Origin of the sequence: Tritonibacter sp. SIMBA_163 (assembly GCF_046535935.1) — a bacterium.
In the GTDB taxonomy this organism is placed as follows: domain Bacteria; phylum Pseudomonadota; class Alphaproteobacteria; order Rhodobacterales; family Rhodobacteraceae; genus Epibacterium; species Epibacterium scottomollicae.
Map to the genome: position 1 here is coordinate 1 of NZ_JAWJBP010000583.1, position 265 is coordinate 265.

The window sequence follows — 265 nt, forward strand, 5'->3', positions numbered from 1 at the left end:
GTTTGCGCCAAGATTGCCCTTGGAAACATCGGCAATGTGCATGGAGCCGCCACGGCCCTTGCAATAGCCGGTTTCCTTGCCGAAAAACTCGGCAAACATGCGCTTCACATCCGCGCCCTTGGCGATGCAGTGGCCGTGACCGCGATGGGTGGATGTGATCATGTCGTCGTCGTTGAGCGGCAGACAGGAGCCCATCGCGCTTGCTTCCTGCCCGATGGAAAGATGCATCGTTCCGTGAATGAGGCCACGCGTGTAGCTTTCCTCC

General features: G+C 58.9%; 1 protein-coding gene. It reads right to left on the bottom strand.

Translation table 11 applies throughout. The annotated features are described in order from the left end of the window. Positions 1-265 (bottom strand): thiamine pyrophosphate-dependent enzyme (locus R0J92_RS23635; RefSeq protein WP_411053468.1); only part of this gene is annotated, 265 nt, incomplete at both ends.